The 19114-nt window shown below is 71.7% G+C and carries 15 protein-coding genes; 12 read left to right on the plus strand and 3 right to left on the minus strand.

Translation table 11 applies throughout. The features are described 5' to 3' along the window. The first annotated feature begins 89 nt into the window (after positions 1-89). The 10 genes from V1260_RS05230 to V1260_RS05275 all read left to right on the plus strand — a co-directional run bounded on the left by V1260_RS05230 (position 90) and on the right by V1260_RS05275 (position 12367). Positions 90-1076: an ABC transporter permease gene (locus V1260_RS05230; RefSeq protein WP_329745748.1), complete on the plus strand. Its 987-nt coding sequence runs from the start codon at positions 90-92 to the stop codon at positions 1074-1076. Positions 1077-1085: 9 nt separating this feature from the next. Continuing rightward, positions 1086-2024: an ABC transporter permease gene (locus V1260_RS05235; RefSeq protein ID WP_329745749.1), complete on the plus strand. Its 939-nt coding sequence runs from the start codon at positions 1086-1088 to the stop codon at positions 2022-2024. Next, the gene (locus V1260_RS05240; RefSeq protein WP_329745750.1) at positions 2021-2944 is read left to right on the plus strand and encodes an ABC transporter ATP-binding protein; all 924 of its coding nucleotides are present in this window, start codon (positions 2021-2023) and stop codon (positions 2942-2944) included. Before V1260_RS05235 ends, V1260_RS05240 begins: the two co-directional genes overlap by 4 nt. Continuing rightward, positions 2941-3801: an ABC transporter ATP-binding protein gene (locus tag V1260_RS05245; RefSeq protein WP_329745751.1), complete on the plus strand. Its 861-nt coding sequence runs from the start codon at positions 2941-2943 to the stop codon at positions 3799-3801. The genes V1260_RS05240 and V1260_RS05245 overlap by 4 nt, the downstream gene beginning before the upstream one ends. After that, positions 3798-6398: a glycoside hydrolase family 2 protein gene (locus V1260_RS05250; RefSeq protein WP_329745752.1), complete on the plus strand. Its 2601-nt coding sequence runs from the start codon at positions 3798-3800 to the stop codon at positions 6396-6398. Before V1260_RS05245 ends, V1260_RS05250 begins: the two co-directional genes overlap by 4 nt. Before the next feature lie 18 nt (positions 6399-6416). Next, positions 6417-7337 carry a LacI family DNA-binding transcriptional regulator gene (locus V1260_RS05255; RefSeq protein ID WP_329745753.1) on the plus strand — a complete coding sequence of 307 codons (921 nt, stop codon included), beginning with the start codon at positions 6417-6419 and terminating at the stop codon, positions 7335-7337. Between the two features lie 167 nt (positions 7338-7504). After that, the gene (locus V1260_RS05260) at positions 7505-8791 is read left to right on the plus strand and encodes an extracellular solute-binding protein (RefSeq protein WP_329745754.1); all 1287 of its coding nucleotides are present in this window, start codon (positions 7505-7507) and stop codon (positions 8789-8791) included. 2 nt (positions 8792-8793) lie between these two features. Beyond that, positions 8794-9684 carry a carbohydrate ABC transporter permease gene (locus V1260_RS05265; RefSeq protein ID WP_329745755.1) on the plus strand — a complete coding sequence of 297 codons (891 nt, stop codon included), beginning with the start codon at positions 8794-8796 and terminating at the stop codon, positions 9682-9684. After that, a complete protein-coding gene (locus V1260_RS05270; protein ID WP_329745756.1) occupies positions 9681-10502 on the plus strand; it encodes a carbohydrate ABC transporter permease in 822 nt (273 codons plus the stop codon). The genes V1260_RS05265 and V1260_RS05270 overlap by 4 nt, the downstream gene beginning before the upstream one ends. Positions 10503-10507: 5 nt before the next feature. Then, positions 10508-12367: a hypothetical protein gene (locus tag V1260_RS05275; protein ID WP_329745757.1), complete on the plus strand. Its 1860-nt coding sequence runs from the start codon at positions 10508-10510 to the stop codon at positions 12365-12367. 20 nt (positions 12368-12387) lie between these two features. Here V1260_RS05275 and V1260_RS05280 read toward each other — a convergent pair whose 3' ends face one another. Further along, positions 12388-13419, minus strand: a complete 1032-nt coding sequence (locus tag V1260_RS05280; RefSeq protein WP_329745758.1) for a LacI family DNA-binding transcriptional regulator — start codon at positions 13417-13419, stop codon at positions 12388-12390. A 198-nt stretch (positions 13420-13617) separates the two neighbouring features. Here V1260_RS05280 and V1260_RS05285 point away from each other — a divergent pair, with 198 nt between their 5' ends. Both V1260_RS05285 and V1260_RS05290 read left to right on the plus strand, forming a co-directional pair. Continuing rightward, positions 13618-14601 (plus strand): acetylxylan esterase, encoded by a 984-nt coding sequence (locus V1260_RS05285; RefSeq protein ID WP_329745759.1) that lies wholly within the window; start codon positions 13618-13620, stop codon positions 14599-14601. Then, a complete protein-coding gene (locus V1260_RS05290) occupies positions 14598-16622 on the plus strand; it encodes an alpha-glucuronidase (RefSeq protein ID WP_329745760.1) in 2025 nt (674 codons plus the stop codon). Before V1260_RS05285 ends, V1260_RS05290 begins: the two co-directional genes overlap by 4 nt. A gap of 49 nt (positions 16623-16671) precedes the next feature. Here the strand turns inward: V1260_RS05290 and V1260_RS05295 are convergent, their stop codons facing one another. Next, entirely contained in the window at positions 16672-17355 is a 684-nt protein-coding gene (locus V1260_RS05295) for a hypothetical protein (protein WP_329745761.1), read from the minus strand. A 73-nt stretch (positions 17356-17428) separates the two neighbouring features. After that, positions 17429-19090, minus strand: a complete 1662-nt coding sequence (locus tag V1260_RS05300; RefSeq protein ID WP_329745762.1) for an ABC transporter substrate-binding protein — start codon at positions 19088-19090, stop codon at positions 17429-17431. Positions 19091-19114: the final 24 nt, after the last annotated feature.

Consider the following 19114-nt stretch of genomic DNA (forward strand, 5'->3'; position numbering starts at 1 on the left):
ACACCCTCCCCCCCCTCCCCCCCCCCCGCCCCCCCCCCCCCCCTCGCCCGCCCCCCGCGCCCTCCCGACCCGTCGACGAAAGGACCGCGGTGCACATCCTGCGGAAGCTCGGCTTCTACCTGGTCGCCCTCTGGGCGGCCGTGACCCTCAACTTCTTCATCCCCCGCCTGCTGCCCGGCAGCCCGGTCGACGCCGTGCTCTCCAAGCTCGCGCTGCGCGGCCCCGTCTCCCCCGAGACCCGCTCGGCGATCGAGGTCATGCTCGGCGCCGACGACCAGGGGCCCCTGATCCAGCAGTACGTGCAGTACCTGGGGAACCTGCTGCGCGGCGACTTCGGGGTGTCGGTGACCTACTTCCCGACCCCGGTCTCGCAGGTCGTGGGGCAGTCCCTGCCCTGGACCCTGGTGCTCGTCGGCGTCTCCACGGTCATCACCTTCCTGATCGGCATCACGCTCGGCACCATCGCAGGCTGGAAGCGCGGCACCTGGCTCGACACCCTCATCCCCGCCACCACGATCCTGCAGTCGGTGCCCTACTTCTGGCTCGCGCTGCTGTTCGTCTACGCGCTGAGCGTGAACCTGCATCTGTTCCCGATCTCGGGCGGCTACGACGTGACGCTGGTGCGGCCGGCGCTGGACTACCCCTTCGTCTCCAACGCGATCTACTACGCCTTCCTGCCCGCGCTCACGATCGTGCTGAGCTCGCTGGGCGGCTGGCTGCTGGGGATGCGCAACATGATGGTCTCGACCCTCAGCGAGGACTACATCCTCACCGCCGAGGCGAAGGGCCTGCACCCGCGCCGGATCATGCTCACCTACGCCGCGCGCAACGCGGTGCTGCCCAGCGTCTCCGGCTTCGCGATCTCGCTCGGCTTCGTGGTCTCGGGATCGATCGTCGTCGAGTCGGTGTTCTCGTACCCCGGCATCGGCTTCACCATGCTGCAGGCCGTGCAGAACAACGACTACTCGCTCATGCAGGGCCTGTTCCTCATCATCACCGTCTCGGTGCTGGCGGCGAACCTCGCCGTGGACCTGCTCTACGGCGTCATCGATCCGCGCACCCGGGCGCGGGGCTGAGGAGGAGCCATGTCCGTCATCACCGAAGAGTCCGCCCAGATCGGGGCCGACGAGCCGAAGCAGGCCACCCCGTCGGCCCGCCGGAAGCGGCCCGCCGCGACCCTCGTCATCGGCGTCGGCATCGTCGTCCTGATCGTCCTGTTCGGGCTCATCGCCCCCTTCGTCACGCAGAACCCGCTGGCCGTCTCCAACGACGGCATGCAGCCGCCGAGCGCAGCCCACCTGCTGGGCACCACGCAGACCGGCCAGGACGTCCTCGCCCAGCTCGCCCACGCGACCCGCGGCTCGCTCCTGGTGGGCATCCTGGTCGCGGTGCTCGCCCTGTTCCTCTCCGCCTTCTTCGGCATCCTCGGCGGCTACCTCGGCGGCTGGCTCGACGAGGTGTTCTCCCTGTTCACCAACGTGGTGCTGATCCTGCCGGGGCTGCCGCTGATGATCGTGATCGGCTCCTACGTGGAGCAGCGCGGCCTGCTGCTGATCGCCTTCGTCCTGGCGATCACCTCCTGGGCGGCCTCGGCCCGCGTGCTGCGCTCGCAGACCCTCTCGATCCGCACCCGCGACTACGTGCACGCCGCCCGCATCGCCGGCGAGAAGCCGTGGCGGATCATCTCGGTGGAGATCCTGCCGAACCTGCTGCCGGTGATGTCCAGCGGCTTCGTGTTCGCGCTGATCACCGCGATCCTCGGCGAGGCGGGGCTGAGCTTCATCGGTCTCGGCGTGTTGGGCACCCAGACCTGGGGCTCGATGCTGTTCTACGCCCAGAACGGCCAGGCTCTGACCCTCGGCGGCTGGTGGTGGTTCGTGCCGCCGGGCTTCATGATCGCGGCGCTCGGCTGCGGCCTGTCGCTGATCAACTTCTCGATCGACGCGATCATCAACCCCCGCCTGCGCAACGCCCCCGCGAACGCGCGCCGCGTGCGGAAGGCCCAGAAGGAGGCGGCGGCATGAGCGAGCCCGTCGACGAGATCATCCCCGACCTCGAGCAGGTCCGGGCGACCGAGGGCCACGAGGTCGCGACCGCGGAGCCCGTGCTGACCGTGCGGGACCTCGACGTGGTCTACGAGGTGGCCCAGCCGGTGCACGCGGTCAAGGGCGCGAGCCTGACCCTGCACCGCGGCGAGGTGCTCGGCCTCGCCGGCGAGTCCGGCAGCGGAAAGACCACTCTCGCGTACGGCCTGAACCAGCTCCACCGGCCGCCGGCGCGGATCACCGGCGGCAGCGTCACCTTCCACGGCCGCGACGGCGAGGAGGTGGACGTCCTCGCCCTCGAGGGCGAGAGCCTGCGCGCCTTCCGCTGGTCGAAGATCGCCATGGTCTTCCAGGGCGCGATGAACTCGCTGAACCCGGTCATCTCGGTGAAGGCCCAGCTGGAGGACGTCTTCACGACGCACCGCCCGCAGATGGGCGCCGCCGAGCGGCGCCGCCGCTGCGAGGAGCTGCTCGAGCTCGTGGGGGTGGACCCGGGTCGGATCACGGCCTTCGCCCACGAGCTCTCCGGCGGCATGCGCCAGCGCGTCATGATCGCGATGGCGCTGGCCCTGGACCCAGAGCTGATGATCATGGACGAGCCGACGACGGCGCTCGACGTGGTGGTCCAACGCGAGATCCTGCAGGAGATCCTGCGGCTGCGGCAGGAGCTCGGCTTCGCGGTCGTGTTCATCACCCACGACCTGCCGATGCTGCTCGAGATCTCCGACCGCATCGCCGTGATGCGCCGCGGCGAGATCGTGGAGCTCGACACCGCCGAGAACCTGTACTTCGCGCCGCAGCACCCGTACACCCGGCGGCTGCTGGGCTCCTTCCCCTCGCTCACCGGCTCGACGGGGGACTTCCTCCGCGCCGGCTACTCCCCGGAGGAGACGCGATGACCACGCTGACCGCCACCGACCTCTCCAAGACCTACCTGCTGCGCAACGGCCTGCGCTTCTCGCGGCTGCAGGCCGTGAAGGAGGTGTCCTTCGAGCTGTCGCCCGGGCGCACCCTCGCGCTCGTGGGGCAGTCCGGCTCGGGCAAGTCCACGATCGCGAAGCTGCTCATGCAGCTGGAGACCCCCACCTCCGGCAGCCTGCTGCTGGACGGCGCACCGATCGGCCGACGCGGCCGGGCCCTCGCCGACTACCGGCACCAGGTGCAGATGGTCTTCCAGGACCCCTTCGCCTCGCTGAACCCGTACCACTCGATCGCCCACCACCTGGTGCGGCCGCTGCTGCTGCACGGCCGGGCCACGTCGACGACCGCCCGCGGGGCGGCGAAGGAGCTGCTGGACCGGGTGAACCTGCCCTCGGACGAGGCCTTCCTCGAGCGGCGCCCGCACGAGCTCTCCGGTGGGCAGCGCCAGCGCGTGGCGATCGCCCGCGCCCTCGCCCCCGGGCCGAGCGTGCTGGTGGCCGACGAGCCGGTGTCGATGCTCGACGTGTCGGTGCGGCTCGGCGTGCTGAACCTCCTCGCGCGCCTGCAGCAGGAGGAGGACCTGGCGATGCTCTACATCACCCACGACCTGGCCACGGCCCGACACTTCTCCGACGAGATCATGGTGATGTTCGAGGGGCGGGTGGTGGAGCGCGGCCCGGCCGACGACGTCATCCTCTCGCCGCAGCAGGAGTTCACCCGCCGCCTCCTCGCGGCCGCCCCCGAGCCGGCCACCAACCAGCGATTCCTCGCCGAGGCCCGCCGCCGCGGCGTGCCCATGCCCGACCACCTCGCCCACCAGGAGGACCTCGCATGACCGTCTCCCGCCGTGACCTGCACGAGGGGTGGACCCTCACCGTCACCGACGGGCCGATCCCGTTCGCGGTGCAGGACCTGCCGGCGACGGTGCCGGGCACCTTCCTCACGGACCTGCTGGACGCGGGGCTGATCGAGGATCCGTACCTGGACCGCAACGAGCACGAGGTCGCGTGGAGCGGCGAGTGCGACCTCGTGTACCGCACCGTCTTCACCCTCGACACGGTGCCGACGGGCCGCACGGACCTGGTCGCGGCGAGCCTCGACACCGCGGCGACGGTGGTCCTCAACGGCACCGAGGTCGCGACCGTGCAGAACCAGCACCGCTCCTGGCGCTGGGCGGTCGAGCGGCTGCTGCGCGAGGGCGAGAACGCCCTCGAGATCCGCTTCGCCTCCCCGCTGCGCACCGCACGGGAGAACGCGCAGGCGCAGGGGAACCTACCCTTCGTGGGCAATGCGCTGCCCTACAACGCGATCCGCAAGATGGCCTGCAACCTCGGCTGGGACTGGGGTCCGGTGCTCGTGACCAGCGGGATCGCGGGACCGATCGGGCTGGAGAGCTGGTCGGGGGCGCGGCTGGACCGAGTGCGGCCGCTCGTCGTCCCCGCGGCCGACGGGCCCAGCGGCACGGTCACCGTGCAGGTGCCCGTCGAGCGGGAGCCGGGGACCGACGCTCCGCTGCACGCCCGCCTCGAGGTCGCCGGCGCCGACGGCACCGTGCTGGGCGCGGCGACCGCCGAGATCCCCGCCGGCACGGACGCGGCGGAGCTCTCCGTGGCGCTGGACGCGGTGGAGCGCTGGTGGCCGCGCGGCTACGGCGAGCAGCCGCTGTACACGGCCCGGGTCCTGCTCGAGGACGCGGCCGCCGGCGGCGACCCGTCGGCCGACGACGACCCCGCGACCGACCCGTCGGCCGCGACGGACCCGTCGGTCGGGGAGCCGCTCGATCAGGTGACCCACCGGATCGCGTTCCGCACCGCGGGAGTGGTCGAGGAGCTGGATGCCGTGGGCACCTCCTTCACCCTCGCCGTGAACGACCGGCCGATCCTGGTCAAGGGCGCGAACTGGATCCCCGACGACTGCTTCCCCACCCGGCTCACCCCGGCGGACTACGCGCGCGGCGTCGGCCACGCGGTGGACGCCGGCATGAACCTGCTGCGGATCTGGGGCGGCGGCCTGTACGAGTCCGAGGAGCTCTACGACCTCTGCGACGAGCTGGGCGTGATGGTCTGGCAGGACGTCGCGCTCGCCTGCGCCGCCTACAGCGAGGAGCAGCCGCTGCGCGGCGAGATCGAGGCGGAACTGCGCGAGCACGCGGTGCGCCTGGCCTGGCACCCCGCGCTCGTGCACTGGAACGGCTCGAACGAGAACGTCGAGGGCTACTACCACTGGGGCTGGAAGGACGTGCTGCCCGAGGGCAAGGGCTGGGGCAACGCGTACTACACGGAGATCCTGCCCGCGATCCTCGCGGAGCTGGACCCCACGCGCTCCTTCACGCCGTCGAGCCCGTACTCGCGCGGCGCCCTGGACCAGCCGCGGAACCCCGATCACGGCACGGTCCACAACTGGGTGGTGTGGGCGAGCGAGGAGGACAACGACTACGTCCACTACCGCGACACCGACCCGCGCTTCGCCGCCGAGTTCGGCTTCCAGGGCCCGGCGTCCTGGGCGACGATCGAGCGGGCGATCAGCGAGCGGCCGCTCACGGCGGACTCCCCCGCGATGCTCTCCCACCAGAAGGCGGTGCGCGGCCAGGAGAAGCTGATCTCCGGCTACCGCCCCCACTTCCCGGACCCGGATCCCGGCAGCTTCGCGGACTTCCACCTCACCACCTCGCTCAACCAGGCGCGGGCGCTGCGGGTCGGGATCGGGCACTACCGCTCGCTGTGGCCGCACTGCACGGGCACGATCATCTGGCAGCTCAACGACTGCTGGCCGGTGACGTCGTGGGCGGCGGTCGACGGCGACGGGCGGCGCAAGCTGCTCTGGTACGCGATGCGGGACCTGTACGCGCCGCGCCTGCTCACCGTGCAGCCGCGCGAGGACGGACCCGTCGCCGCCCTCGGCAACGACACCGACGAGGAGCTCACCGGCACCCTGCGCCTGCGCCGGATCGACGCCGAGGGCACGGTGCTCGCCGAGGAGTCCCTGCCGGTGCAGGTGCCGGAGCGCTGCGGCGTGCTGCTGCCGCTGCCGGCCGCCGTCGCCACGGCCGCGGACCCGGCCCGCGAGGCGCTGCTGCTCGAGATGCAGGGGCATGCGGGGGAGCCCGTGCGCGCCGTGCACTGGTACGCGGAGGACAAGGACCTCGCCCTGGACCCCGACGCCCTCGAGGTGAGCGCCGCCGCCGATCCCGCCGAGCCGGGGGCGGTGGTGCTGACCCTGCGCGCCCGCTCCCTCGTGCGGGACGCGGTGGTGGTCGCGGATCGAGTGCATCCGAGCGCGGTCGCGGATCGGCAGATGCTCGACCTGCTCCCCGGCGAGAGCGCGGTCGTGCAGGTCACCGCGGGGGCCGACGGACCGCTCGAGCCCGAGGCGTTCCTGGCCGACGGGGTGGTGCGCAGCGTCAACGAGCTGGTGGCGCGCGCCGCCCGCTGACCGGGGCACCATGTCCCCATGAGCACCTTCGGCTTCCTCGCCCCCCAGGACCTCTGGGACGCCCGTTCCGAGATGTTCTTCAGCCAGGTCCTGGCCGGGGTGGAGGACGAGGTGGCCCCGCACGGGCACACCGTGGTGACCCTCGCCGCGCAGTCCCCCGCCGAGGAGATGGCGATCTACCGCCGTTGGGCGGAGGACGGCGCGGTGCGGGCCGTGGTCCTGCGCGATCTGCGCGAGGGTGATCCGCGGCCGGCCCTGCTGGACGAGCTGGGCCTCGGCTACGTGCTGCTGGGCGATGTCACCCAGCAGGGCGAGGAGGCCGCCGTGCTCGTCGACAACGCGGCCGCGATGCGCGCCGTGCTCGCCGAGCTGCGCGCGCTGGGCCACGAGCGGATCGCGCACCTGGGCGGGCCGGCCCAGCTGCTCCACTCCCGGCAGCGCCGCGAGGCCTTCCTCGCCGACGTGCGGGAGGCGGCGGGCGGAGCCGGTGGCGCGGCCGGCGACCGGGGCGAGGCGGGCACCGAGCCCGGCGCCCCCGCCGCCGCCGCCCTGACCGCGGAGGGCGACTACTCCGAGGAGTCCGGGGCGGAGGCGCTCGCTCGCCTACTCGCCCGCGATCCGCGCCCGACGGCGGTGGTGTGCGACAACGACGCGATGGCGATCGGCGCGCTCGAGGCGGCACCCGCGCTCGGGTGGCGCGTGCCCGAGGACCTCTCCGTCATCGGCTGGGAGGACTCCATGTCCTGTCAGCTGCACGAGCCGCCCGTGGCGGTGCTTGGCCATTCGCTGCGCCTGACCGGCGCGCTCGTCGGCCGCGCGCTCCGCGCCCTCGTCGAGGAGCCGCCCCGGCACGCCCGGATCCTGCGACCCGTGCCCGTGATCCTGCCGCGCGGGACGCTGGGGGCCGTGCGCGGGACGCTGGGGGCCGCGCGCGGGTAAGCGCTTCTGTCAGGGCGCTTGTCCGGCCTAGGTATTGACAAAGCGCTTTCCATGTCGGGATCATGTGAGCACCTCGGGTTCCCCCGAGCCCCCGGGTCCGGCGCCGATGCCACCCCGGGCGGACCAGGCCACGTCGACGATGCGTCGCCGCCGAAGGAGCTCACGCCATGCCCTCCATGAATCGCCGTTCCCTCCTCGCCGCCGGCGCCGTCGCCGCGGCCGCCGCCCCCGCGCTCGCCTCGTGCGGCTCGTCCTCCTCCGGAGGCTCGGGCGGCTCCTCGAGCGGTCCCCTCCAGTTCGTCCTCTCCGGCGACGCGAACCAGGGCGGCGGCTACGCCGCGATGGCCGCGAAGTACCTGGAGGAGACCGGTATCGAGATCGAGATCGTCGACGTCCCCTACGACGATCTCGGCACCAAGATCACCAACGCCGCCCGCGCGAACGACCTGCCCGCCCTCGCGCGCATGCCCGCACTCGACCCGGCATGGCTGGACCGCACCGCGGACCTCGCCGAGATCGCCGGCGAGGTGAAGCCCATCGAGGGCATGTACGCCGCGGACGCCGACGGCAAGATCCCCTCGCTGCCCAGCGACCTCACCGCCGTCGGCATGTTCCTCAACAAGGACCTGTGGGATCAGGCGGGCGTCGCCTACCCCACGTCCTTCGAGGATCAGGTCTGGACATGGGACGAGTTCGTGGACGCCGCGGGGCAGGTCCGCGAGGCGACAGGGATCAAGTTCGCGATGGCGATGGACCGCTCCTCGCACCGGCTGAACTCCTTCCTCTACCAGTTCGGCTCCGAGGGCCTGGCCCTCTCCGAGGACATGACCTCGTACTCCGCGAACGAGCAGACCGCTCCCGCGCTCGAGTACTTCGTGGGCCTGAACGACGACACCTTCATGCCACGCAGCGTGTGGCTGTCCGAGGACGACCCCAACGCCATGTTCAAGACCGGTCAGGTCGCCGCCTACTACTCGGGCTCCTGGCAGATCGCGGACTTCGACGCGAACATCGCCGACTTCGAGTGGGTCAGTGTGCCGATGCCGGCCCAGCCGGAGAAGGCCACCAACTTCGGCACCGCGGCCGTGGTCGTGGTCTTCGAGGGCACCGGCCAGGAACAGGAGGCGCTCGAGTTTGTGCGCTGGCTCTACCAGCCGGAGAACTACGGCGAGCTCTCCACGATCTCCGGGTTCCTCCCCGCGACCGAGGGCGTCGAGGTGACCTACGAGTCCCGCCCCGAGGACTTCGCGCTGTACAACGAGGCGATCGCCAACACCCCCGCCTTCGTGAAGACCCAGAAGGCGCTCGCGCTGCAGGTGCAGGCCGCCGGCACCGCCGCCCCGCTCGACGGCGACCCGCTGCGCGACGGCATCATCCAGGTGATCAACGGCGAGACCACCGTGGACGCGGCCCTCACCAGCGCTCTCGAGCAGCTGAACGAGAGCCTCGCCTGAGCATGGCCGTCACCACCGCCCGGACGGAGAGGAGGCGCCGCAGCCTGATCGCGGCGGCCTTCCTCCTCCCCGCCTTCGTCCTCTTCGTGCTGTTCTTCGTCGCCCCGGCGGGGCTGGGCCTCGCGTACTCGTTCACGGACTACCGCGGGTACGGGACGCCGGAGTTCGTCGGCGTCGCCAACTACACGGATCTGTTCACCGACTCCGACTTCTACCGGAGCCTGTGGCGGACCGTGCTGTACACGGCGGTGTCGGTCCCCTTCGGCTACTTCGTCACCCTGATCATCAGCGCCCTGCTGGTGAGCCGGGAGACGAAGGGCGCCTCGCTGGCCCAGGTGATCTTCTTCTTCCCCTGGCTCATCTCGCCCATCGTCACGGGCGTGGTGTGGCGGTGGATGTTCGGGGAGAACTTCGGGCTGGTGAACTACCTGATCTCCACGGTGGGCCTGAACCCGCTGCAGTGGGCCTCGGATCCGAACCTCGCGATGGTGGTGGTGATCCTCGCCGGGTCGTGGGGCGGGACCGCGTTCTCGATGCTGCTGTTCATGGCGGCGATGCGGAACATCCCCACCTCCTATCTCGAGGCGGCCAGCCTCGACGGCGCCGGGTCGATCACGCGCTTCGTGAAGATCGTCTGGCCGCTGCTGCGGCCCACCTCGTTCCTGGTGATCCTGCTCGGCACGATCGGCGCGATGAAGGAGTTCGCGATGATCCAGGCGCTCAACGGCGGCGGCCCGGGCACCTCCAACGTGCTGATCGTGCAGTACATCTACAAAACCGGCTTCGAGCAGTCCAAGATCGGCTACGCGAGCGCGGCCTCGATGGTGCTGATGCTGATCCTGCTGATCATCGCCCTGGTCCAGACCCGCTTCGACAGGAGCGACCTCTCATGACGAAGTCCCTGCGCTGGGTGGCGCCGACCACCCTGACCTGGATCCTGGCGGCGCTGTTCCTGCTCCCGGTGCTGTGGTTCCTGCTGAGCTCCTTCAAGCCGGGCAGCGAGCTGTTCACGTGGCCGCTGCGGATGTTCCCGGAGGACTGGACGCTCTCCGGCTACCGCACAGCCTGGGAGCGGTACGACTTCCAGCAGTACTTCCTGAACACGGCCCTGGTGGCGGTGGTGACGACGGTGTTCACCGTGTTCGTCAGCGCCTGCACCGGCTTCGCCCTCGCGAAGTACCGCAACCGCTGGGTGCAGGCGTTCTTCCTGTGCATCCTCGCGACGACGATGCTGCCCACCGAGGTCATCATGCCCTCGACCTTCTCGGTGATCCTGGGACTCGGGCTGTACAACTCCCTCGCGGGCATCATCATCCCGTCGATCATCACCGCGACCGGCATCTTCATGTTCCGGCAGTTCTTCTCGACGGTTCCGGACGAGCTGCTCGAGGCGGCCCGCATCGACGGCGCCGGCGAGTTCCGGATCTTCTTCACGCTGATGCTGCCGATCGCTCGGCCGATCATCGCGGTGCTCGCGATCTTCTCCTTCCAGTGGCGATGGAACGACTACATCTGGCCGCTGCTCGTGCTGAACGATCCCGACAAGTACACGCTCCAGCTGGCGCTGCGCTCGATCGTCGGCGCGGAGAACATCGACTGGTCGGTGCTGCTGGGCGCCTCGGTGATCTCGCTGATCCCGATGGTTCTGCTGTTCCTGGTGTTCCGCCGCCAGATCATGAACTCGGACATCAACTCCGGCCTGAAGGACTGACCCCAATGCCCGCTGCCGCCGAGACCGGCCCGTTCGATCCCCTCGCGCTCCTGCCCGCGCCGCTCCCGGGGCTGGCGCGGGCGGGGCTCGCGGGCGTCCCGCCGCGGGCGGCGGCGCTACGCGGCCCGGGGGCGCGGCATCGCGCGCTCGGGCGCGTGGTGCGGGACGTCGTGCTCGCGCGCTGGGTCACGGGGCCCACGGGCGGGGCCGACAGCGCGGCGGAGCCGGGCGCGTCGGCCGGAGCCCGTCAGCCGACGAGCGATGACCTCGCCGGACTCGCCCTCGAGGCGCTGGGCCGCCTGCGGGACCTGCAGTCCCTGAGCGGCACCTTCCGCTCGGGCGACAACGTCGACTCCCCACCGGACTCGGCGTTCACGCTCAACGACCTGGCGTGGGCGCGTCGGGCGATCGAGGTCGAGGGACTTCAGGCGGGGCCGGACGGCCTCGGCGGCCTGCTGCCGGTGCTCGACGAGCTGCTCGCCGCGGCGGCGCCAGCGCTCGTGACCGGCGGGGTGCACACCCCGAACCACCGCTGGGAGATCAGCGCGGCGCTCGTGCGGCTGTGGGAGCTGACCGGGCGGTTCGACTGCCGCGCGCGGGCCGAGCAGTGGCTCGCCGAGGGCGTGGACCTGCAGGCGGACGGGCTGTTCTCGGAGCGCAGCGCGAACTACGCCGCGCACGTGTCGGTGCCCTCGCTGCTGGTGCTCGCCCGGGTGCTGGGCCGGGGGGAACTGCGGGAGGCCGCCGACCGGGCGACTCGCGCCCAGGCGGCGCTGACCGGGCCCGACGGGATGATCGAGACGCTCGCCTCGCGGCGCCAGGACCAGGGCGCGCCGTTCGACGGCGGGGCGATGCTGCCGGTGCTGCACGCGCACGCCGCCCGCACCGGGGATCCGCTCACGGCGCGGGCGGCGCGACGGGTGCTCCCCCGCGCGGACACCGAGGCGGCGCTGACCCTGCTGGCCCTCGGGCTCGAGGACCGCTCGGCCCTCGGCACGCTGCCCGCACCGGCACCGGACCCGTCGGCCGACGCGCCGGAGGTGCACGAGTTCACCGACTCGGGCCTCACCGTGGTCGACCACGGCACGACCCGCGTGGTGATCCACGGCGGCACCGACACCGCGGTGCTGGGCCGGGTCACGAGCGGGGCGGCGTCGAACCCGACGCTGCTCCGCGTCGCCGCGGGCGGGCTCGACGTGCGGGAGCTGCGCCTCAGCCGGGACTTCTTCTCGCTCGGCCCGCTGCGGCCGGAGCGACCGCACCGCCTGCCGGGGCCCGGGCCGATCCGCTTCGGCGTCGAGGAGCGGGTGGTCGGCCAGTACTTCCACCCGCTCGCCACCGCGGACTGCTCGCCGAGCGGCGCCTACGGCCTCGAGTTCAACGGCCGCTTCGCCGCAGCGATGGACTTCTCGCGCCGCACGGCCGACGAGGTCGCCCTCGAGACGCGCGGCACCATCGAGATGCATCCCGCGCGGACCGTGCTGCGCCTGGAGTTCTCGGGCCCGGCCACGGCGCTGTGTCTGCTGCTCGCACTCGACGGCGGAGAGCTCGCGGGCGAGCGGCTCGAGCTCGACGAGCAGGGCCGGCACGTGCTGCGGCCGGGCGAGACGGAGCCTGCCACGCGCCGCGTGACCGCCGACGAGCGCGAGGAGACGACCGGCGCGATCGCGACCGCGGAGCTCGTCGCCGCCGACGGATCGGGCCGCCTGCGCCTGAGCGCCCGCGGAGCGCTCGGCGGCCCCGCCTTCTACGCCCCCGGCGAGGCGTTCACCTTCCTGGGCGGGACCGACGAGCCCACCGGCACGATCCTCCTCATCCCCGCGAGCAGCGCGGGCGACCTCGAGCTAGAGATCGCGGCGGGGTGAGGGCGGGCGTCAGTCCGTGGTCAGCTCCGCGGCGGCGCCGTCGACTCGCGCACCATCAGCTGGGTCTCCAGCTTGAACGGGTGCGCGAACAGCCTGGCATCGGAGGAGAGGGCGAGCAGCCGCTCGACGGCGACCTGCCCCATGGAGAACAGCGGCTGACGCACGGCCGTGAGCTGCGGATACGTCCACTGGGCGATCATCGTGTCGTCGAAGCTGACCACGCTGAGATCCGTCGGAACATCCACGTCGTGCTGCCGCGCCGCGCGCAGGGCGCCGACGGCGAGGGTGTCCGCCACGGCGAAGATCGCCGTCGGCGGGGTATCCCGCTCCAGCAGCCTGTCGGCGCCGCGCTGTCCGTCCTCGTACGAGAAGGTGCTGTGCTCGATGAGGTCCTGGTCGATGGCGAGCCCGGCCTGGGCGAGCACCGAGAGGTATCCCTGGAGTCGCTGCCGCGCGGGCACGGAGTCCTCTGGGCCGGCGAGCACGCCGATCCGCCGGTGTCCGAGATCCAGGAGATGCTGCACGGCGGAGCTGCCACCCTCCCAGTTCGTCGCCGAGATCGTGACGATGCCCTGCACGTCGGGGTCGATGGAGACCGGATCGATCGCGATCAGCGGCAGGCGCAGATCGCGGCTCCAGCGAGCATGCTGGGAGCCGATCGGCGTGGTCACCAGGATCAGCCCCTCGACGCCACGGGCGGCGACGTCGGCCATCCAGGAGCGCGAGAGGCCCGCCTCGGACTGCTCGCCGCTGACCACGAGGAGGTCGACCTCCGCGCGGTGCGCCGCCTGCTCGGCCCCTTCGAGGACCTGGAGCGAGTACGGGCTGGTCAGGGTGTCGAAGTGGAGGAGCACGGATCGCCGCTTGTCGGACTCGCGCCGTCGCGGCAGGTAGCCGAGATCCTGCGCCGCCTGCGCGACGGTGTCGCGCGTCTGCTGCCGGACGTCCGCGCGCCCGTTCATCACCTTCGAGGCCGTCGCGAGGGAGACTCCCGCGCGCTCGGCGACGTCCTTGAGGGTGACGCGGCCGCTCTCCCCGATGTCCTGAGTCATGGCCCGCCTCCTGTCGATGGGTGCACCCGCCCTCGCCGGCGAGCTGAGGGCCAGTATCGGTCATCGCGAGCCCACCTTGACCCGTTGCGACCCCTCGACCTAGCCTGAACTCCATCGTAACTTTCAGGTGCTTTTTCCGCCACTTTCGCGAGTGGTGGGCGGACGCCGACCGCTCTCAGGCCCGATGGAGGACCTCGCATGGCGCTGTTCGATCTCCCGCTGGACTCCCTGCACGAGTACCGGCCCGAGCTCACCGAGCCCGAGGGGCTGGACGCCTTCTGGGCCGAGACCCTGGGCCGGGCCCGCAGTGCCTCCCCTCCCGTCCTCGCGGCGGAGCAGATCGACAACGGGCTGCGCCTCGTCGAGACCTGGGACGTGACCTTCGCCGGCCACGACGGCACCGAGGTGCGTGGCTGGTACAACCGCCCGGCGAGTGCTGCGGGGGACCTCCCCGTGATCGTCGAGTACATCGGCTACGGCGGCGGACGGGGCGAGCCGCTCGAGCGACTCGCCTGGGCCGCGGCGGGTTACGCGCACCTGCTCATGGACACCCGAGGGCAGGGGGCGAGCGGCGCATCCCCGGGCAGCACCGCCGACCCCGTCGGCTCGGGACCCGCGGCGCCCGGGGTGATGACCCGGGGCATCGCCTCGCCGCACACCGCCTACCTGACCCGACTGATCACCGACGCGGCCCGCGCCGTCGACGCCGCCCGTGCGCTCCCCGGGACCGACGGCCGCGTCGTCGTGACGGGCAACAGCCAGGGCGGAGGGCTCGCCCTCGCCGCGGCCGGCCTCGTCCCGGACGTCGACGGCGTCATGACGAACGTGCCGTTCCTCTGCCATATCCGCCGCGCGATCGACCTCACCGACGCGGATCCCTACCGCGAGATCGTCCGCTACCTCGCGGTCCAGCGGGGCCGGGAGGAGGCCGTGCTGTCCACGCTCGACCACGTCGACGCCATGCACCTCGGGCGGCGCGCCACGGCGCCGGCGCTGTTCTCCGTCGCGTTGCGCGACACCGTCTGCCCGCCCTCGACCGTCTTCGGCGCCTACAACCACTACGCCGGCGCGGTCGCCGCCGACCCCGCCACCTCGATCGACATCTACCCCTTCAACACTCACGAGGGCGGCGGCGCAGCCCATCTGCGCCGCCAGCTCGACTGGCTCGGAGAACTCCTGTGACCGCGGACATCCCCACCGCCGACCTGACCGCCGACCTCGCCTGGCTCGGCGCGCACGCCGCCTCCCGCCTGCGGGAGGAGGTGCACCTCGACGCCCGGACCCCGCTCGCCGCGACGATCACCACCGAGGTCTCACGCCTGCGCGCCCTCTCCCCCGGGACCGCCGGGACGCTGCGCCTGCTCGACCTGCCCGCGGCGGAGGAGGCGCAGCAGCCCCAGGACGTGCTCGCCGCCCTGCGCGCGGCAGGCGAGGAGTCCTACGCCGTTCACGGGGACGGCCCCGACCTCACCGTGATCGCCGCGGGCGGAGCCTCGCTCCTCCATGCCTTCTACGCATCGCTCCGCGCCCCGGCGGCGGACGCGGGTCGCGAGATCGCCGCGGGCTGGTCCCTGTACACGCCCACCCAGCCGATCCGCATGCTCGACCACTGGGACAACATGCTCCCGCATCCCGTGATGGGCCAGGTCGAGCGCGGCTACGCGGGCGGCTCCCTGTTCTTCACGGACGGCGAGCTCCGCGAGGACCTCTCCCGGGTCGAGCACTACGCCCGCCTCCTCGCCGCCATCGGCATCAACCGGGTCTCGCTCAACAACGTCAACGTGCACGCTCGCGAGGCGACCCTGCTGACCGAGCGCCGCGGGGCCGTCGCGCGGCTCGCCGAGATCTTCCGCGCCCACGGGATCCGTGTGCTCCTCTCCGTCTCCTTCGCCTCTCCGATGATGCTCGGCGGGCTGCCCAGCAACGATCCTCTGGACCCCGCAGTGCAGGCGTGGTGGCGCACGACCGCCACGGCGCTGTACGCGGAGATCCCCGACTTCGGCGGCTTCGTCGTGAAGGCCGACTCCGAGGGCCAGCCCGGCCCCTTCGCCTACGGACGGAATCACGCCGACGGGGCGAACCTGCTCGCGCGCGCGCTCCGCCCCCACGGCGGTGAGGTGTTCTGGCGGGCCTTCGTCTACGACCACCGCCAGGACTGGCGCGACCGCTCCACCGACCGCGCCCGCGCCGCCCACGACCACTTCGCCCCGCTCGACGGCGCGTTCGACGAGAACGTGATCCTGCAGGTCAAGCACGGCCCGATGGACTTCCAGACCCGCGAGGCCGTCTCGCCCGTCCTCGGCGTCATGCCGCGCACCCGGCTCGCCGTCGAGCTCCAGGTCACCCAGGAGTACACCGGACAGCAGAAGCACGTGTGCTATCTCGGCCCCTGGTGGCACGAGAACCTGCTCTTCCGCTTCGGCGGGGACGATGCGGCCACCGTCGCCGACCTCGTCGCCGGGACCGCGGAGCGCCCCGGCGGCGTCGTCGCCGTCTCCAACGTCGGCGACGACGCGTTCTGGACCGGTCATCCTCTGGCCCAGGCGAACCTGTACGCCCTGGGCCGGCTGGCTTGGGATCCGCAGCTCGGCGCCGACGAGATCCTCGCCGAGTGGATCCGGATCACCTTCGGGACGGACGCTCTCGTGGCCGAGGTCCTCACGGAGCTGCTCGCGGAGTCCTGGGCGCTCTACGAGAGCTACACCGCTCCCCTCGGCGTCGGCTTCATGGTGCGCCCCGGCCACCATTACGGCCCCGACGTCGACGGCTACGAGTACACCCCGTGGGGCACCTACCACTTCGCCGATCGGGACGGGATCGGGGTCGACCGCTCCGTCGCGACCGGGACCGGCTTCGCGGGACTGTTCCCGGAGCCCTGGGCGTCGCGCTACGAGTCGCCCGAGACGTGCCCCGACGAGCTGCTCCTCTTCTTCCACCACGTCCCGTATACGCACCGCCTGCACAGCGGGAAGACGGTCATCCAGCACATCTACGACTCGCGGGCCGACGGCTACGAGCGGGTGCTCGAGCTGCGCCCCCGCTGGCTCCAGCTCGCGGGGCGCGTGCCGGAGGCGCTGCACGCGCGGGTGACGTCGCTGCTCGAGGAGCAGGAGCGCTCGGCGCAGGAGTGGCGGGATCAGCTGCGCAGCTACTTCCACCGCGCCTCCGGCATCGCCGACGAGACCGGCCGACGGATCTACTGATCCCCGTCGTGCGCCCCGCGCCCGGGCGGCCCCGCGATCGCGGGGCCGCTCAGGCGTCGGCGGCGACGAACTGCTCGGTCAGCCGCTCCAGGACGGGGCGCTCCGACAGATGCAGGAAGAAGGTCAGGACGGACGCGAGCAGGACGACCGCGTAGTCCCCGACGAAGAGGCTCAGGCCGACCACGAGCACGCCGAGCGAGACCAGCGACAGGGTCCGCAACGGCATGGTGAGCAGCGTGAAGACGGACAGCCGCAGCACGTCGCGGTAGCGGAAGCTCAGCGCCGAGGAGATCGAGAGGGCGCGCACGGCGAGCAGCAGCACGGCGAGCCCGAGGACCACGAAGGCGATGTTCAGGGAGCTGGTCCTGACCGCATCCCCGTAGGTCACGTTAATCGAGAGGATGCCGAGGAGGGCCGCGGCCGGGACGGCGACCCTGAGGCTGTCGACGAGGTTCAGGCGGTATCCGCGCAGGAAGCGGGCGACGGGGACGGTGTCGGGATCCCGCTCGCGGGAGCGCCACGCCCACAGCGCGGCAGAGACCGCCGGGGCCACCGGCAGCAGGCCCACCGCGTACAGCGGGAGGTTGCTCGCGTCCTGCGCGAGGAGCAGCCAGAGGACGATCGTCGGCGCACAGCAGACGGCGAGCGACAGGCCGATGAGGACGAACCAGTACACGGCGTCGGTCACGCGTGCGAGCGTCCCCCGGTCGTCGCGGGTCGTCGTCTGCTCCATGGACGTCGCCTCCTGCACGGACCTGCGACCGGCCGGCACCCCCGTGGGGATGCCGGCCGGTCTCGGGTCACGATCAGCCGTTGTTCTCCTGGTAGCGCTGGTAGGCGCCGTTGACCAGGTCGATGTAGGTGGTCATGTTCTGCCCCTCGAGCTCGGTCACATAAGCATCCCACTCGGAGAGGTCGCGCTGCCCGGTGATGAAGGCGAGGGTGTTCTGCTTCGCGTAGTCGGTGAGGGCGGTCTGGTAGAGGCCGGCCTGCTCCTGCTCGCCCTCGTCCATCGGGGCGGGCGGCGGCGGGTCGATGAGGAACTTGTCCGCCATCAGCTCCTGCCAGGCCACCTCCTCCTCGGGGATCAGGGTGCGCACGAGCTCGTCGGACGATCCATGCTCGAGGAGGAAGACGCCGTTCATCATGCCGTAGTCGACGCGGAGGTCGTCCGGGGCGTCGCCGTTCAGACCGAGCCAGTTGACGTTGTCCGCCAGCTGGCGGGTGCCGTCGGCATCGCGGGTGAAGGTGGTGCCCTCGACGCCCCACTTGCCGAACTCCCGACCCTCATCGGAGTAGTACGCCCAGTCGATCCACTGCATGATCGCGACGAAGGTGTCCTTGTCCGCGATGGACGAGGACAGCATGACGCCGCTCTGCAGGCGCCGACCGCCGAAGATGTCGCCGGCCGGACCGCTGGGCTGGCGGATCTTCGCGAGCGTGTACTCGCCGGCGCCCAGGGTGGTGTCGAGGGTGGTGCGGGAGACCGCGATCTCCTGGAAGTTGGTGGAGATGGCGTAGGACGCCTCCTGGCCCAGCTTCTGGTGGGCGGCGTCGTCGTCCTGGGTGAAGGACTCGGGGTCCATCAGGCCGTCGGCGACGAGGCCCGCGAAGTACTCGACCAACGCCTTGTACTCGGCGGTCGCCGCGGGGAACACGAACTGCTGCGCCTCGGGGTCCCAGGTGCTGGCGCCGAGGCCCCAGCCGGCCACGGTGCCGAAGGCCGGGGCGGCGACCTGCATGAGCGCCTCACCCTGCCAGCGGTCGGAGAACACGTAGCTGCCGCCCTTGGCGTCCTTGATCGCCTGCAGCGTCTCGCGGAACTCGTCCCAGGTGGCGGGCTCGGAGAGGCCCAGCTCCTCGAGGACGTCCATGCGCAGCGCGACCGTGTAGTCGGGGCGGGCGGACTCGAGCAGGCCCGGCAGCAGATAGAACTTGCCGTCCTCCTGGCGGAGGGAGTCGATCTCCGCCTCGAGGCCCCAGTCGGCGACCTTCTGCTGGAAGTTGGGTAGCAGGTCGAGGTAGTCGCTGACCGGGAGGATCACGCCCGAGGAGACGTACTGCGACTCCTGGCCCGGGTAGGTCACGGGGATGACCGAGGGGGCGTCGCCCGCGCCGACGAGGAGGCTGCGGCGCTGCTCGTAGTCGCTCAGCGGCGCGGTCGTCATCGCGAAGGTGACGTTGTTGCGCTCCTTCGTGGTGGTGAAGTACAGCCACTCCTCGTTCATCGGGTAGCCGGGGTGGTCGCGGTAGAGCATGTCGATCTCGAGCGGCTCGGAGGCGACGAAGGTCTTGCCCACCCCGTAGTCCTCCATCGCGCCGACGCGCTTCGCGTCGAGGTCGACCGGCTCGTCGCCGCCCCCGCTGCCACCTCCCCAGCTGTCATCTCCGCCGCCGCAGGCCGACAGCCCCGCGGCGACCAGTCCGATCGCGAGTCCGCCGACGAAGGAACGTCGCTTCATAGCCATGAGGTGAACCTTTCCGAAGGGGCC

It is taken from the genome of Brachybacterium sp. J144, from assembly GCF_036321705.1.
In the GTDB taxonomy this organism is placed as follows: domain Bacteria; phylum Actinomycetota; class Actinomycetes; order Actinomycetales; family Dermabacteraceae; genus Brachybacterium.

Excerpts from the sequence above, each read along its gene's own strand:
- V1260_RS05265 (WP_329745755.1), top strand. The coding sequence starts at position 8,794 with ATGGCCGTCACCACCGCCCGGACGGAGAGGAGGCGCCGCAGCCTGATC.
- V1260_RS05245 (WP_329745751.1), top strand. The coding sequence starts at position 2,941 with ATGACCACGCTGACCGCCACCGACCTCTCCAAGACCTACCTGCTGCGC.
- V1260_RS05260 (WP_329745754.1), top strand. The coding sequence starts at position 7,505 with ATGCCCTCCATGAATCGCCGTTCCCTCCTCGCCGCCGGCGCCGTCGCC.
- V1260_RS05255 (WP_329745753.1), top strand. The coding sequence starts at position 6,417 with ATGAGCACCTTCGGCTTCCTCGCCCCCCAGGACCTCTGGGACGCCCGT.
- V1260_RS05275 (WP_329745757.1), top strand. The coding sequence starts at position 10,508 with ATGCCCGCTGCCGCCGAGACCGGCCCGTTCGATCCCCTCGCGCTCCTG.
- V1260_RS05235 (WP_329745749.1), top strand. The coding sequence starts at position 1,086 with ATGTCCGTCATCACCGAAGAGTCCGCCCAGATCGGGGCCGACGAGCCG.
- V1260_RS05270 (WP_329745756.1), top strand. The coding sequence starts at position 9,681 with ATGACGAAGTCCCTGCGCTGGGTGGCGCCGACCACCCTGACCTGGATC.
- V1260_RS05280 (WP_329745758.1), bottom strand. The coding sequence starts at position 13,419 with ATGACTCAGGACATCGGGGAGAGCGGCCGCGTCACCCTCAAGGACGTC.
- V1260_RS05295 (WP_329745761.1), bottom strand. The coding sequence starts at position 17,355 with ATGGAGCAGACGACGACCCGCGACGACCGGGGGACGCTCGCACGCGTG.
- V1260_RS05240 (WP_329745750.1), top strand. The coding sequence starts at position 2,021 with ATGAGCGAGCCCGTCGACGAGATCATCCCCGACCTCGAGCAGGTCCGG.
- V1260_RS05250 (WP_329745752.1), top strand. The coding sequence starts at position 3,798 with ATGACCGTCTCCCGCCGTGACCTGCACGAGGGGTGGACCCTCACCGTC.
- V1260_RS05285 (WP_329745759.1), top strand. The coding sequence starts at position 13,618 with ATGGCGCTGTTCGATCTCCCGCTGGACTCCCTGCACGAGTACCGGCCC.
- V1260_RS05300 (WP_329745762.1), bottom strand. The coding sequence starts at position 19,090 with ATGGCTATGAAGCGACGTTCCTTCGTCGGCGGACTCGCGATCGGACTG.